Source organism: Onishia taeanensis (assembly GCF_003268885.1).
Classification (GTDB): domain Bacteria; phylum Pseudomonadota; class Gammaproteobacteria; order Pseudomonadales; family Halomonadaceae; genus Onishia; species Onishia taeanensis_A.
Genome location: NZ_QLSX01000009.1, coordinates 41,909 through 54,210 on the forward strand (window position 1 = coordinate 41,909; position 12,302 = coordinate 54,210).

Annotated in this window: 11 protein-coding genes; 5 read left to right on the plus strand and 6 right to left on the minus strand. The window is 63.3% G+C overall.

The genetic code is table 11. The features are described from left to right. Nucleotides 1-62: 62 nt before the first annotated feature. From ubiA to phoR, 3 genes are all read left to right on the plus strand, one after another. The gene (gene ubiA / locus BCL93_RS12560; protein WP_112055615.1) at nt 63-947 is read left to right on the plus strand and encodes a 4-hydroxybenzoate octaprenyltransferase; all 885 of its coding nucleotides are present in this window, start codon (nt 63-65) and stop codon (nt 945-947) included. 227 nt (nt 948-1,174) lie between these two features. Beyond that, on the plus strand, nt 1,175-1,864 hold the full coding sequence (phoB, locus tag BCL93_RS12565) for a phosphate regulon transcriptional regulator PhoB (protein WP_112055616.1): 690 nt from the start codon (nt 1,175-1,177) through the stop codon (nt 1,862-1,864). A gap of 7 nt (nt 1,865-1,871) precedes the next feature. Continuing rightward, nucleotides 1,872-3,176, plus strand: a complete 1,305-nt coding sequence (gene phoR, locus BCL93_RS12570; RefSeq protein ID WP_112055617.1) for a phosphate regulon sensor histidine kinase PhoR — start codon at nt 1,872-1,874, stop codon at nt 3,174-3,176. 218 nt (nt 3,177-3,394) lie between these two features. On the opposite strand, the gene cysZ is transcribed toward phoR, so the two are convergent. Then, a complete protein-coding gene (cysZ, locus tag BCL93_RS12575) occupies nt 3,395-4,141 on the minus strand; it encodes a sulfate transporter CysZ (protein ID WP_112055618.1) in 747 nt (248 codons plus the stop codon). A gap of 120 nt (nt 4,142-4,261) precedes the next feature. Further along, complete coding sequence (gene phoU / locus BCL93_RS12580; RefSeq protein WP_112055619.1) at nt 4,262-4,990, minus strand: phosphate signaling complex protein PhoU; 729 nt, start codon at nt 4,988-4,990, stop codon at nt 4,262-4,264. Between the two features lie 296 nt (nt 4,991-5,286). Between phoU and BCL93_RS12585 the strand changes: the two genes are divergently transcribed. After that, nucleotides 5,287-5,694 carry an acyl-CoA thioesterase gene (locus BCL93_RS12585; protein WP_112055620.1) on the plus strand — a complete coding sequence of 136 codons (408 nt, stop codon included), beginning with the start codon at nt 5,287-5,289 and terminating at the stop codon, nt 5,692-5,694. A gap of 53 nt (nt 5,695-5,747) precedes the next feature. Here the strand turns inward: BCL93_RS12585 and BCL93_RS12590 are convergent, their stop codons facing one another. The 3 genes from BCL93_RS12590 to hexR all read right to left on the minus strand — a co-directional run bounded on the left by BCL93_RS12590 (nt 5,748) and on the right by hexR (nt 10,250). Then, entirely contained in the window at nt 5,748-6,848 is a 1,101-nt protein-coding gene (locus BCL93_RS12590) for a TRAP transporter substrate-binding protein (RefSeq protein WP_112055621.1), read from the minus strand. Nucleotides 6,849-7,036: 188 nt separating this feature from the next. After that, nucleotides 7,037-9,232, minus strand: coding sequence for a DNA helicase II (gene uvrD / locus BCL93_RS12595; RefSeq protein ID WP_112055622.1), 2,196 nt, complete (start codon nt 9,230-9,232; stop codon nt 7,037-7,039). A 130-nt stretch (nt 9,233-9,362) separates the two neighbouring features. Beyond that, entirely contained in the window at nt 9,363-10,250 is an 888-nt protein-coding gene (gene hexR / locus BCL93_RS12600; RefSeq protein ID WP_112055623.1) for a transcriptional regulator HexR, read from the minus strand. A gap of 287 nt (nt 10,251-10,537) precedes the next feature. Here hexR and BCL93_RS12605 point away from each other — a divergent pair, with 287 nt between their 5' ends. Continuing rightward, the gene (locus tag BCL93_RS12605) at nt 10,538-10,738 is read left to right on the plus strand and encodes a PA3496 family putative envelope integrity protein (protein WP_112055624.1); all 201 of its coding nucleotides are present in this window, start codon (nt 10,538-10,540) and stop codon (nt 10,736-10,738) included. A 147-nt stretch (nt 10,739-10,885) separates the two neighbouring features. Here the strand turns inward: BCL93_RS12605 and BCL93_RS12610 are convergent, their stop codons facing one another. Then, on the minus strand, nt 10,886-12,226 hold the full coding sequence (locus tag BCL93_RS12610; protein ID WP_112055625.1) for a sodium-dependent transporter: 1,341 nt from the start codon (nt 12,224-12,226) through the stop codon (nt 10,886-10,888). Between the last annotated feature and the right edge of the window lie 76 nt (nt 12,227-12,302).

Genomic DNA, 12,302 nt, shown 5'->3' on the forward strand with positions numbered 1-12,302 from the left:
GTGCCCTGGCCCTGGAGAATGGGCGTAGCGGCAGGGCCTGAAGAGACAACCTGGAGACCAAGATGGATCACGTCGAGCGCCCCCGTGGCCTGGCTCGCCTGCCCGACTTTCTGGCACTGATGCGCCTCAATCGTCCCATCGGTACCTGGCTATTGATGTGGCCGACGCTCTGGGCGCTGTGGCTCGCCGCCGAGGGCCTGCCCACCCGCACCCTGCTGCTGATCTTCATCGCTGGGGTCTACCTGATGCGGGCCGCGGGCTGTGTGGTCAACGACTACGCCGACCGCCACCTGGATGGTCACGTCAAGCGCACCAAGGCACGGCCGCTGGCCACCGGCCGCATTGCGGAGCGCGAAGCCAAGATGCTGTTCGCGGTCCTCGTCGCTGCCTCCTTCGTGCTGGTGTGCTTCACCAACGGCCTGACCGTGCTGCTGTCGGTGGCCGCCGTGGCCCTGGCCGCGGTCTATCCCTTCATGAAACGCTATACGCACCTGCCCCAGGTCGTGCTGGGGGCGGCCTTCTCGATGGCCATTCCGATGGCCTTCTCGGCCGTGACCGGCGCGGTACCGCTGGAGGCCTGGCTCTTGTTCGCGGCCAACCTGTGCTGGACGGTGGCCTATGATACGCAATACGCGATGGTCGACCGGGACGATGACCTCAAGATCGGCATCAAGTCCACGGCGGTGCTGTTCGGGCGCGCCGATATCCTGATGATCGGGCTGCTGCAGCTCTTGACCCTTGGGTTGCTGGGACTGATCGGTACCCGCCTGGCACTAAGCGGCTTCTTCTGGCTGGGGCTTGGCGCCATGGCCGCGATCTTCGTCTATCAGTACACGCTGATTCGCGGCCGCGACCGGGATCGCTGCTTCCAGGCCTTCCTCAACAATCACTGGGCGGGGCTGATCCTGTTCGCCGGCCTGGCCCTGTCGCTGTGGCCGGCGCCCTGAAGCAACTGCCGGACGAAAGGTGCGCCCCCTGAGGTCGGGGCCAAGAAAGGGGCGGAGCAAGAAGAGGGATACGCCCGGGTCAGAGCCCTTGATCTAAGCCCCTGATCAAGGGCCTTGGTGAGCCCCCTTGGTGAGAGCCGCCTGTCATGGCAATGTCATGTTAGCGTGGTGGAATCGTCATCATCTTGTCATTGTCCTTATCTTTGTAAGGCCAGGAGGCCAGCCAGATGAGCACCAAGACCGTCCTGATCGTCGATGACGAAGCCTCTATCCGCGAGATGATCGCCATCGCCCTGGAGATGGCCGACTACCAGGTCCTCGAGGCCGACAACGCCCAGACCGCGCATGCCATGGTCGTCGACCATCAACCCGACCTGCTGGTCCTCGACTGGATGATGCCGGGCATCAGCGGTATCGAGCTGGCCCGCCGCCTGAAGCGCGACGAAGCTACCGCCGAGCTGCCGATCATCCTGCTCACCGCCAAGGGCGAAGAAGACAACAAGATTCAGGGGCTCGAAGCCGGGGCGGATGACTACATCACCAAGCCCTTCTCACCCCGCGAGCTGGTGGCCCGCCTCAAGGCGGTGCTGCGCCGCGCCACGCCCAAAGGCGTCGAGCAGGCGGTCGAGGTCGAGGGGCTGCTGCTCGACCCTGCCAGCCATCGCGTCAGCACCCACGGCGCTCCGCTGGATATCGGCCCCACCGAGTATCGCCTGCTGCAGTTCTTCATGACCCATCAGGAGCGCGCCTATACGCGCAGTCAGCTGCTCGATCAGGTGTGGGGCGGCAACGTCTATGTCGAGGAGCGCACCGTCGATGTGCACATCCGCCGCCTGCGCAAGGCCCTCGGCGAGGCACACCAGCACCTGATTCAGACCGTGCGCGGCACGGGCTACCGCTTCTCTGCCAAGGGCTGAGTTACCTATGAACCTCTGGTCCCTGGAATTCTGGCGCCTGGCTTGGCTGGCCGGCGTTCTGACCCTGGCGGGCCTGATCTTCGGCGCTCCAGGTCTGGGTCTGGCATTGGGGTTCGGTATCTACCTGCTCTTCCATCTGCGCCAGCTGCGCGCCCTGCATCGCTGGCTGACCCAGTCGCGACACAGTGACCCACCCGAGGCCAGCGGTATCTGGGGTGAGCTCTTCGATCGCCTGCACCATCACCAGAAGGCGCAGGCCAAGACCCAGCGACGCCTGCGTAACACCCTGCAACGCATTCAGGATTCCTCGGAGGCGATGAGCGACAGCGTGGTGATGCTCGACCGCCGTGGCGACCTGGAATGGTGGAACAGCGCCGCCGAAACCATGCTGGGGCTGAAGACTCATCAGGATCGCGGCCAGCACATCACCAACCTGATCCGTGCCCCGCGCTTCGTTGAGTACTTCGACAAGCGGGCCTACCGAGAGCCACTGACGCTGACCTCGCCGATCGACGATCGACGCGTCCTGCAGTTCCAGCTGACGCTGTATGGCGACGACGAGCGCCTGTTGATGGCCCGCGACATCACTCGCCTGCATCGTCTGGAGCAGATGCGCCGCGACTTCGTGGCCAACGTCTCCCATGAGCTGCGCACCCCGCTGACGGTGCTGACCGGCTACCTGGAGACCTATGCCGACCATGCCGAGCTGATGCCGCCGCGCCTGGCCAGGAGCCTTGGCCAGATGCAAGACCAGGCCAAGCGCATGCAGAACCTGGTCGATGACCTGCTGATGCTGTCGCGCCTGGAGATCGACCAGCCCAATGCGCACAGCGAGCGCGTCTCCGTGCCGCCCCTGCTGGAAGCGATCCAGCACGACGCCGAATCCCTGTCGGGTGGCCGTCACCAGATCAGCCTCGACATCGAGTCGAACCAGGCACTGCGCGGCGACCCCAAGGAGCTGCGCAGCGCCATCTCCAACCTGGCCTTCAACGCCGTACGCTATAGCGGCGAAGGCTGTCATATTGTCCTGCGTTGGCGCGATCACCCGGCGGGCGCCGCCCTGGAAATCGAGGACGACGGCGAGGGCATCGACCCGGTGCATATCCCCCGCCTCACCGAGCGCTTCTATCGGGTCGACAAGGGTCGCAGCACGGCAACCGGCGGTACCGGCCTGGGACTGGCCATCGTCAAGCACGTACTGCTGCGCCACGACGCCCGCCTGGAAATCTCCTCCTACCCCGATCAGGGGTCAGTGTTTCGCTGCGTTTTCCCCAGCAAGCGCCTGGTCGAGGATCAAGCGGCCCACGCCTGACGCGACACCCCAGCTTTAGCCGCATTCACGACAGGCCCCACCCTCAAACGATAGCCATGGCAATAGTCGCCATGGCATGAGTAGCTATGACAGTAGTCGCTCTGAGAACGAAAAAAGCCCCGCTAGCGGATAGCAGGGCTTTTTTCGTCACGGCCAGGCGACAGCAAGGAAAGAAGGCGAAACAAGGAAACCATGCACGCCGGGCCACACCATGGGGCTCAGCGGCGGGTCGCTACCGCCTCTCCTGAAGCGCCAAGCTCGCGATAGTGGCGATCCCACATCAGCACCGAGCCCGCCACGGCGCCGGGCAGCAGAAAGAGGTTGGCCAGCGGAATCCAGGTCAGCAACGTGACCCAGCCGCCGAAGGTCAGGGTCGGCCACCAGCGACGGCGCAGCCGGCGGCGCATATCGGCGAAGCTGACGGCGTTGTTGTCCATCGGGTAGTCAAGATAGGTGATCGCCATCACCCAGGCCGAGAACAGCAACCACAGCGGCGGCGCCAGCAGGTTGGCCACCGGCACCCAGCTCAGCACAAACAACAGCGCCATGCGCGGCACAATGTAGGCAAGCTTCACCAGCTCGCGGCCCAGGGCATCGACGCCGGTGCGCACCAGGCCACGCTCGTCCTGCGGAGGTCGGCCGGTCTGCTGCGCCTCGACCTTGGCCGCCAGGAAGCCATAGAAGGGGGCCGCGATCAGGTGCGTGACCAGGGTGAAACTGAAGAACACCACCAGCACCAGAGTCACCACGAAGAGCGGCCAGATCAGCCACTCGAGCCAATTAAGCCAGCCCGGGACCATCGTCATCCAGCCATCCAGCCAGCCGCCGAAATGGCTCAGTACGAACTGAAGCCCGGCGACATAGACCACCAGATTGACCAGCATCGGCAGAAACACATAGCGTCTCAGACCCGGACTGAAGACCAGCCGGGTTCCTCGGGTCAGCGCCGTCAGGGCGTTGAGCATCCTCTCGCGACTCCTTCTCTCGATATACAGGTCACTAGACGTGTACATCCTGGATAAAACAACGCCGCCGCACGAAGCGGCGGCGATTTCGGCTGCTTGATGCCGCCATGGCGGCTATCGTCACTTGCGCTGCTTGAGCGCTTCCTCGTCGAGGTCGTCCGGATTGATATGGCGGATATCCAGCCCTTTAACCAGGTAGATGACGTACTCGGCCAGGTTGTTGGCATGATCGCCGATGCGTTCCAGGGCGCGCAGCACCCACATCACGCTGAGTACCGAGGTGATGGAGCGCGGATCTTCCATCATGAAGGTCATCAGCGAGCGCATCGCGGTCGTGTATTCGCTGTCGACGGCCTCGTCTTCGTGGACCACCTTGAGCGCCAGATCGATATCGAAGCGGGCAAAGCTGGTCAGCGAGTCGCGCACCATGTTGCGTACGCGCTCGCTGATATGCCGCACTTCGACGAAGCCCTTCTTGCCATTGTCGGACTCACTCAGCGACAGAGCGTTGCGGGCGATCTTGGTGGCCTCATCACCGATCCGCTCAAGATCGGACACGGCACGGGTGACCGCCAGCACCAGGCGCAGGTCGGAAGCCGCCGGCTGACGCCGCGCCAGCACCCGAGTGCACTCTTCGTCGATCTTGATCTGCATGTCGTTGACGGTCCGGTCCTGCTCGGAGACCTGCCTTGCTAGGCTCGAGTCGCCCTCGAGCAGGGCAATGACGGCATCCTGAACCTGTTTCTCGACCAGGCCACCCATGGCCATCAAGTGATTCTTGAGATCCTCGAGCTCATGATTGAACTGGCGGGAAATATGCTGGCTGTGGGTATCGCTGGTGATATCCATGGTGACACTCCTTGAGGACGCGCGGCATATCCTTGCGCCCGAGTTCGTATGCTTGGATCCGCGCGAGCCGCGGTACTGAAAGCCCTGTCACTGGCGAATGCGTCAGGGTGTCATAGCGTGCCTTGGGAGTATGACGCAACCAGGTTGCAATACGATGACGGTGAGCTCCCTGACCGTGGGTGGTGACGCCTAGGGCCGGCGTATATGATGACAGCGTCGGCCGCGCCCAGCGTGGGCCATCCTTGCCTTCATGTTACTACACCTTCGACAACAACAAGCCCACTGGAAACGCCGCCATGACCGATATCGATGACGTTCCCACGCCTCAGGGCCAACTGACCCTAAAACTGCTGGCCACCCGCCAGGACACCAACCTCTATGGCGACATTCCCGGCGGCTGGCTGGTCAGCCACATGGATCAGGCCGCCGAGCTGGCCGCGGGCCGCATCGCCCATGGCCGCACCGCTACGGTGGCCATCGAGGCCATGGACTTCCTGTGTCCGGTACGCGAGGGCTCGGTGGTCAATATCTTCACCGAACTCCGCGAAATCGGCCGCAGCTCGATCAAGATCAACGTCGAGGTATGGAGCCGTCCACCCCACGAGCGCAACCCCGATGAGCTTCACAAGGTGACCGAGGCGCGCTTCGTGATGGTGGCAATGGACGATAACGGCCGCATACGCGCCGTGCCCGACGGCCGTTGATCCACCACAGCGCCATTGAGCAACAGCCTCGCTTGATCAATATCGACAATGGATCAGCCGCTGACCAGTTCCCGCGTTTTCAGATAGGCAAACTCGCCGATATCGCTGAACGGCCGCACCAGCGACTGGAAGGCGCGGTAAGACTCGAGGATCTGCCGGGAGTCTTCGTCGGACTCGGTCTGTTTCGCCAGCACGTCCTGTGACGACGTATAAAGCGCCTTGATCACCTCGTCGGGGAACTGACGCAGCTTGACGCCATGATCCTCGACCAGCGTTTTCAGCGCCTCGGCATTGCGCAGCGTGAATTCGTCGATCATCGCCAGGTTGGCGGAACGCGCCGCTTCCATGACCACTACCTTGAGATCATCCGGCAGCGCCTGCCAGGCATCCAGATTGACAGTGCCCTCGAGAATCGCACTGGGCTCGTTCCAGGCCGAGGTGTAGTAGTAGTCGGCGACCTGATGCAGGCCGAAGGCCAGGTCGTTGTAGGGCCCCACCCAGTCCGCGGCATCCAGTACACCGGTCTGCATCGAGGTGAAGATCTCGCTCCCCGGCATGTTGAGCGTGGTCACGCCGATGCCGTTCATGGCCTCGCCGGCAAGCCCCGGCAGGCGCAGCTTGAGCCCCTGCATGTCCTCCAGCGAATTGATTTCGCGCTTGAACCAGCCCGCCATCTGGGTGCCGGTGTTACCCACGGCGAAGGGCTTGAGGTTGTACTTGGCATAGAGCGCATCCCAAAGCGCTTGCCCTTCTCCCTGGTAAAGCCAGGAGTTGGTTTCCTGGGCGGTCATGCCGAAGGGCACGGCGGTGAACATCTGCGCCGCCGGTACCTTGCCACGCCAGTAATAGGAGGCCGAGTGGCCCATCTGGGCAGTGCCCGACGAGACCGCATCGAACACTTCCAGCGCCGGGACCAGCTCGCCGGCCCCGTAGACGTCGACGCGCATGCGCCCGCCGGATAGCTGCTCGATGCGCTTGGCGAAATCGTTGGCGCCGGTCCCCAGGGCCGGGAAGTTCTTGGGCCAGGAGGTGACCATCTTCCAGGTAATGGTCTCCTGGGCGCTGGCGGTGTTGACGAAGGGCGCCGCGGCAATGCCGGCAGCGCCGGCGCCCAGGGCGGTAAGGAAGTGACGGCGGTGAAGGGGGCGTGACATGAAGAATGCGGCTCCGGTTAGCGGATTATCGGTATGGTGTTGCTGGTGTCCGCCACAAAGTATGCGCGAAGCCCGAATTGTCCGGCAAGCCCGCTGCTCGTCTACCTGTCATGGCCCGCCTTTCTTGCCCGCTTCACCTGTGTCTTGCCTGCCTGACTTCCATTGCCCGCCTGGCGTCCACCGCTAGCCTATAGCGGCGTCAGCTTGGCAAACCCCAGCACCAGCCACTTGTCGCCTTCGCCCTCGAAGCTGACCTGCACCCGGGCGCGCTCACCTGCGCCCTCGGCGTTGAGGATCACCCCTTCGCCGAACACCGGGTGGCTGACCCGCTGCCCAAGCGACAGCGAAGGCAGGTCGTCGCCGCCGTCAACAGAGGACTGGGACGGGGCATGGCCAGCGGTCACCGGCCGCGAGATCTGGCCGCGCAGGCGCACTTCCTCGAGATACTCCGCCGGAATTTCGCGCAGGAAGCGCGACGGCCGCTGGAAGGTCTCCTTGCCGTGCAGGCGGCGCAGCTCGGCATGAGTCAGGTAGAGTTTGGTCATGGCCCGCGTCAGGCCCACGTAGCACAGCCGGCGCTCCTCTTCGAGGCGGCCCGGCTCCTCCATCGACATCTTGTGCGGGAAGAGGCCCTCCTCGACGCCGGCGATGAATACCACCGGAAACTCGAGCCCCTTGGCCGAGTGCAGGGTCATCAGCTGCACGCAGTCCTCGAAGTCGTCGGCCTCGTGGTCGCCGGCATTGAGCGCCGCCTCGGCAAGGAAGGGCTCCATGGCGGCGGCGCCCTCGCCGACCTCCTGACCGTTCAGGGCATCGCCCTGGGTGAAGGCGCGGGCGGCATTGACCAGTTCATCAAGGTTCTCGACCCGAGCCTGACCTTTCTCGCCCTTCTCGCTGCGGTGATGCTCGACCAGGCCCGACTGCTGGGTGACGTGGGTGATGATCTCGTGCAGCGCCATGCCGGCGGTGTCGTTGTCGAAGCGTTCGATCAGCTCCGCGAAGGCCCGCACCGCATTGCCGGCGCGGCCCTTGAGGGTGGCGTCAGCGAGGCAGTCGTGCAGCGCCTGCCACAGGGAAACGTCGGTGATCCGCGCCCGCTCGCGCAGAATCTCCACGGTGCGGGTGCCAATGCCCCTAGCCGGCACGTTGATCACCCGCTCAAGAGAGGCGTCATCCTCCCGGTTCAAGAGCAGCCGCAGGTAAGCCAGGGCGTTCTTGATCTCCAGGCGCTCATAGAAACGCTGGCCGCCGTAGATGCGGTACGGCATGCCCTGGCGGATCAGGGTCTCCTCGAGCACCCGCGACTGAGCGTTGGAGCGATACAGGATAGCGATCTCACGCCGCGCGGTGCCTTCCTTCACCTGGGAGGCGATGGTATCGACGATGTAGCGCGCCTCGTCCAGATCATTGAAGCCCGCATACAACGAGATCGGCGCGCCGCGCTCGCCGTCGGTCCACAGCTCCTTGCCCATGCGCCCGGTGTTCTGGCTGATCAGGGCGTTGGCCGCCTCGAGGATAGCGCTGGTCGAGCGATAGTTCTGTTCCAGACGCACCGTCTTGGTGTCCGTGAACTCCTGCTCGAAGCGGCGGATATTCTCGACCCGGGCGCCGCGCCAGCCATAGATCGACTGGTCATCGTCGCCGACCACCGTGATGCCGGCCTGTTCGCCGGTGAGCAGCTTCAGCCAGGCGTACTGCAGGGTGTTGGTGTCCTGGAACTCGTCGACCAGCACATGGGCGAAGCGCTCCCGGTAGTGGGCGAGCAGCGCCGGGTTGTCGCGCAGAAGCTCCAGGCTTCGCAGCAGCAGTTCGCCGAAATCGACCAGGCCACCGCGCTCGCAGGTCAGCTGATAGCGCTCGTAGAGCTCGACCATCTGGCCGAGATAAGCATCGCCATGGGTCTGTACCTGATGGGGGCGCAGGCCTTCTTCCTTGCAGCCGGAGATGAAGTACTGCACCTGGCGCGGCGGGAAGCGCTCGTCGTCGATGTTGTGGTCCTTGAGCAGGCGCTTAACCAGGCGCAGCTGGTCATCGCTGTCGAGGATCTGGAAGTGCTGGGGCAGGCGCGCGTCCTGCCAGTGGGTGCGCAGCAGCCGATGGGCGATGGAGTGGAAGGTGCCGACCCAGACATTGCGCAGCGACTGACCCAGCAAGGCTTCCAGCCGGGTGCGCATCTCCCGGGCCGCCTTGTTGGTAAAGGTCACGGCGAGAATGGCATAGGGCGACAGGCCCTCGGTGCGCATCAGCCAGGCGATTCGATGCACCAGCACCCGGGTCTTGCCCGAGCCGGCACCCGCCAGCACCAGCATGTTGCCCTGGGGGGCACTGACGGCCTCGCGCTGGGCCGCGTTGAGGTGATCGAGAATCGCCGTGACGTCATCCATAGCGGGGCACTTCGGGTCGAAAAATGGACGCCTAGCTTAGCATAATCAGGCCCCGGGGCGGGCCGTCTGCCGGCGCCGCTGCCGTGCTTTTCAGGAAGTCATCATGGAGCCAACACGGGCCGGCATGCCACTAGTCCTGCGGGTCGTCACTCTCGCCCGGCGCATCCTCTTGCTCGGGAAAGCGCAGCGGGTTGAGGCTCTTCTTGACCGCCTTGAGCTGCTCGGCAAGCTTGGGCCCACGGGTCTTGGCCACCCCCACCGCCAACACGTCGATCAGTACCAAATGCGCGATGCGTGAACTCATCGGCGTATAGATCTCGGTGTCCTCGTGGACATCGATATAAAGCGGCATGCTGACCTCGTCGGCCAGCGGCGAGTGGCTGGGGCACAGACCGATCACCGTGGCCCCCACCGCGCGGGCGCGCCTGACGCTATCCACCAGCGCCCGGGTGCGTCCGGTCTGGGAGATCGCCACCACCACATCGCCCTGCTTGAGTGTCGCAGCGGACATGTTCTGCATGTGCGGGTCGGTATAGGCCGCTGTGGATATCTGCAGGCGAAAGAACTTGTGCTGGGCATCCGCGGCCACCGCACCGGAGGCGCCGAAGCCGTAGAACTCGACCCGGTTGGCCATGGCCAACGCATTGATGGCCTGGTTCAGCGCCTCGTTGTCCAGCCGGTCGCGCACCGACAGCAGGGTGCCGACGGTGGAGTCGAAGATGCTGTGAGAAAACTCGGCGACGCTGTCGCTGTCGTTCATCGAGAACTGGGCGAACTGGCTGCCCGAGGCCAGCATCTGCGCCAGCTTGAGCTTGAAGTCCTGAAAACCGTTGCAGCCCAGCGCCCGGCAGAAACGTACCACCGTAGGCTCGCTGACCTTGGCCTCGGTGGCCAGATCGACGATGCGCATGTGGATCACTTCTTCTGGGTTGCGCAGCACGAAGCGCGCCACCTTCTGCTCGGAGCGGCGAAAGTGCTCCATGCGATTTCTCAATTCATCGAACAGGGCACGGCTCACGGAAGGCTCCTTGGCAGGGGTGTGGATAAAGAACGTGATGAAAAATGTGGGTATAGCTGTGGGTAACAGTGTGGATAGGGAGCGTCGTAAAAGCGACTGTGGGTAAATAACCGATAGCCACAGTATGCCCCAGCCGGAGGTGCTGATGTCATTCTTGGGCTGCGCGTTCCTTTAGCGTTGAACGTCATCATCCTGTCAAGTGGGTTATAGTAAACAGGAAGGTGCCGGTCGCAGGACAGCACTCAAAGGGCGGCTGGCACCATCATCGCCCGTCAGGAGAGTCGATCATGCGTAATGTCGAACAGGTGTCCTCCGTCAAAAGCGAACTCCTCGATATTTTCATGAGCATGGAAGTCGCCGAGCATCAGCAGCGCCAGAAATCCGCTGCGTTACGCAACCTCAGAGCCCGCCGCGGCATCGAGTTGCATAAAGAATTCAAGCGGCTGGAGCAGGACCTCGCCGATCTCGACGATGATCTGATCCAGTAGCCTCGTTCGTCCAGGCTAAACGCCGCGAGCCCCGGTAGGACCGGGGCTCGCTGAGCTGTCACAGGCTAGCTCTTTAACCAGCCCTGTAACTAGGTCTGTGACAGGAGCAGGACCGGCATTCGATGACGGTCCATGACGCCTACACCCTCAGAGGCTGGAAACGAACACCGCCAGCACGCCAATCGGCGCGACATAGCGCGTGATCAGGTTCCACAGGCTGAAGTCGTAGATATCCATCCCCAGTTCCTTGCGTACGCCTTCCTTGTCGAGTCCCCAGGCAACGAACATGATGACGCCAAGGCCGGTTAGCGGCAGCAGGAACTTGCTGGTCAGCTTGTCGAGCAGGTCGAAGATATTCAGGCCGAAGAACAGCACCTCACTCCAGACGTTGAACGACAGCAGCGCGGCGATGCCCAGCGCCCAGGTAGCCACGCCGGCGACCAGGGTCGCGCTCACTCGCGACAGCGGCGTGCGCTCCTCGACGAATTCCACGACCGGCTCCAGCAGCGAGATCGCCGACGTCAGAGCGGCGAAGGTCAGGAGCAGGAAGAACATCAGGCCCAGCAGCATGCCGCCGGTCATGTTGCCGAAGGCGAGTGGCAGGGTAACGAAGATTAGCCCCGGCCCAGAGTTCAGGTCCAGGCCATTGGCGAAGACGATAGGGAAGATCGCGAGGCCAGCGCCCAGAGCGATGACGGTATCCATGATCACCACGGTGCGGGCGGTCTTGAGCAGGTTGACCTCCTCACCGAGGTAGGAGCCGTAGGCCATCATGATGCCCATCCCCAGCGACAGGGTGAAGAAGGCATGGCCCAGCGCCGCCAGCACTACTTCTCCAGTGAGCTTGGTCCAGTCGGGATTGAACAGGTAGCTTGCCGCTTGACCGAAATAGCCCGTCGTCATGCCGTAACCCACCAGCACCACCAGCAGCACGCCAAGCGCCGGCATCAGGGTGCGCACCGCGCCCTCGAGCCCCTTGGTCACGCCGCGAGCCACGATGCCAATCACCAGCAGCATGAAGACCGAGTGCCACAGCAGCAGCTGTCCCGGGTTGCCCAACATGCCAGAGAAGAGTCCACCGATGGCATCGGCATCCTGGCCAGTGAAGTCACCGGTGACCGAGCTCAGGGTGTAGGACAGCGACCAGCCACCGATGACGCTATAGAAGGACAGGATCAGGAAAGCGCCCAGCACGCCGCTGACCCCTACCATCACCCAGCCTTTGCTGCGCCCCGCGCTCTTGGCCAACTCGGCCATCGAGTTGACCGGATTCTCCTGACCGCGACGCCCGATCAGCCATTCGGCGGTCAAAATGGGCAGCCCGATCAGGGCGATACACAGCAGGTACACCAACACGAAGGCAGCACCGCCGCTTTCGCCCACCATGTAGGGAAATTTCCAGATATTACCAAGGCCGACCGCGGAACCGGTGGCCGCGAGGATAAAGGTCAGCTTTGATGACCAATGTGCGTGGGATAGTTTGGACATGATTCACCTTGAGGTTGCGTGTCGCCAACGATCGGTCAGATGCGATGACGGCTGCTTGTGCTTGTTATTGCCACGT

Excerpts from the sequence above, each read along its gene's own strand:
- uvrD (WP_112055622.1), bottom strand. The coding sequence starts at position 9,232 with ATGGATGACGTCACGGCGATTCTCGATCACCTCAACGCGGCCCAGCGC.
- BCL93_RS12610 (WP_112055625.1), bottom strand. The coding sequence starts at position 12,226 with ATGTCCAAACTATCCCACGCACATTGGTCATCAAAGCTGACCTTTATC.
- phoB (WP_112055616.1), top strand. The coding sequence starts at position 1,175 with ATGAGCACCAAGACCGTCCTGATCGTCGATGACGAAGCCTCTATCCGC.
- BCL93_RS12590 (WP_112055621.1), bottom strand. The coding sequence starts at position 6,848 with ATGTCACGCCCCCTTCACCGCCGTCACTTCCTTACCGCCCTGGGCGCC.
- BCL93_RS12605 (WP_112055624.1), top strand. The coding sequence starts at position 10,538 with ATGCGTAATGTCGAACAGGTGTCCTCCGTCAAAAGCGAACTCCTCGAT.
- cysZ (WP_112055618.1), bottom strand. The coding sequence starts at position 4,141 with ATGCTCAACGCCCTGACGGCGCTGACCCGAGGAACCCGGCTGGTCTTC.
- phoR (WP_112055617.1), top strand. The coding sequence starts at position 1,872 with ATGAACCTCTGGTCCCTGGAATTCTGGCGCCTGGCTTGGCTGGCCGGC.
- phoU (WP_112055619.1), bottom strand. The coding sequence starts at position 4,990 with ATGGATATCACCAGCGATACCCACAGCCAGCATATTTCCCGCCAGTTC.
- ubiA (WP_112055615.1), top strand. The coding sequence starts at position 63 with ATGGATCACGTCGAGCGCCCCCGTGGCCTGGCTCGCCTGCCCGACTTT.
- BCL93_RS12585 (WP_112055620.1), top strand. The coding sequence starts at position 5,287 with ATGACCGATATCGATGACGTTCCCACGCCTCAGGGCCAACTGACCCTA.